Source organism: Hydrogenivirga sp. 128-5-R1-1 (assembly GCF_000171895.1).
Genome location: NZ_ABHJ01000334.1, coordinates 1 through 1,510 on the forward strand (window position 1 = coordinate 1; position 1,510 = coordinate 1,510).

Annotated in this window: 2 protein-coding genes and 1 pseudogene; 2 read left to right on the forward strand and 1 reads right to left on the reverse strand. The window is 28.5% G+C overall.

Annotation, left to right across the window (positions count from 1 at the left end; all coding sequences use genetic code 11):
• Positions 1-474, reverse strand: a pseudogene (locus HG1285_RS01855) (IS982 family transposase); the annotation flags it as partial.
• Between the two features lie 31 nt (positions 475-505).
• On the opposite strand from HG1285_RS01855, the gene HG1285_RS17940 reads away from it, so the two are divergent.
• Positions 506-916 carry a TaqI family restriction endonuclease gene (locus HG1285_RS17940; RefSeq protein ID WP_008289284.1) on the forward strand — a complete coding sequence of 137 codons (411 nt, stop codon included), beginning with the start codon at positions 506-508 and terminating at the stop codon, positions 914-916.
• A 34-nt stretch (positions 917-950) separates the two neighbouring features.
• On the forward strand, positions 951-1,510 hold a 560-nt coding region (mtnC, locus tag HG1285_RS01850), incomplete at its 3' end, for an acireductone synthase (RefSeq protein ID WP_008289285.1).

Genomic DNA, 1,510 nt, shown 5'->3' on the forward strand with positions numbered 1-1,510 from the left:
CGATATAGGTTGTTCATAAGTATCTATTATTAGTCCTAATTTATACCCAAACCATTCTCTATGTCCGTTATTTCCTTTATATAATTTCCCACTTACCTTTTTACATCTTTTTATCCTTGTAAGTTCACAAACTGGAATTGGTTTTGTATCAAGTATTGCAATTAGTGATTCTTTGTTTGATAGCAAATTTTTTACCAGTATAATTAAAATTTTTACTAACTTTTTCAACTTTTTTGCTCTTTTTACAATGGCTGGTAGCTCTGGCACATAAGGAAACATATCGCTGTAGTTTTCTTTAAATTCTTTTAGTGTAGATTTTATTTCTCCTTTTCTAAATGTTGTGGCATAAACTAAAAGGGTTATTAACTCGCTATCTGAAAATTTAGGCTTATTTGTTTTGTGTTTATGTCCTATCAACTTTAATACCTCGTCTACAATTACATAAACTGTTGTTATATAATCTTTATATGTCATTGGTTTTCCTCCAGTGGTTTTTATCTTTATTTTGCCACTGGAGTTTTTTTATTTAAACTTCTCTCTTGAATTGGAAACTAAGGTTGTAGAATTAAATAAAGTAAAAATTGCAATTCAGGTTAAGAAAGTGTCATATAGAAGAGAAGCATCAGATAGAATATTTACAAAGAGACAACAGAAGTATGCAAATATTGTTGTAGAAATACCATACTTAGTTATCAATGTTGATGAATTAAAAAATAAAATTGCTAATCCCAGGGTTAGGAAAAGTGCAAAAGTCAAATATCAGAATGCCTTGGATGTTTTTAACAAGAATTTTATTAAACTTGATAATGGGTTTGTTATTTTTAGAGAAGAATATTTAAGGTATGTGCGAGAAGTAATACTTCAGAAATTAAATACGACCAAGAAAATATCTTATGAAGAAATTTTGATATGGTAGAGTATTAAGCAAAATTTTAGTATTAGGAGGTGTTATGGTTAAGGCGATTTTACTTGACATAGAAGGAACAGTAGCTCCTATAAGTTTTGTTAAAGAGGTTTTATTTCCTTATTCAAAAGATAAGATGGAAAGTTTTGTGAAAGAAAACAAAGAAAACCCTGAAGTAAGAGAAATATTAGATGAAGTTAAAAAAATTGAAGGAAAAAACTTAACTGAAGAAGAAATAATAAAGACATTAAAAAAATGGATAGATGAGGATAGGAAAATAGCTCCTTTAAAAGATATACAAGGGTTAATCTGGAAAGATGGTTTTAAAAGTGGTCAATTAAAAGCTCCTTTATATGAAGATGCCTATGAAAAAATGAAGCAGTGGAAAGATAGATATAAACTCTATATATATTCTTCTGGCTCTGTAGGAGCTCAGAAACTGTTTTTTTCCCACACAAACTACGGCAATATTTTAGACTGGCTTTCGGGACATTTTGATACAAAAATAGGAAATAAAAAAGAAAATCAGTCTTATGAATATATAGCTGAAGAAATAGGTTTAAAACCTGAAGAAATATTGTTTTTATCAGATAATTCTGATGAAAT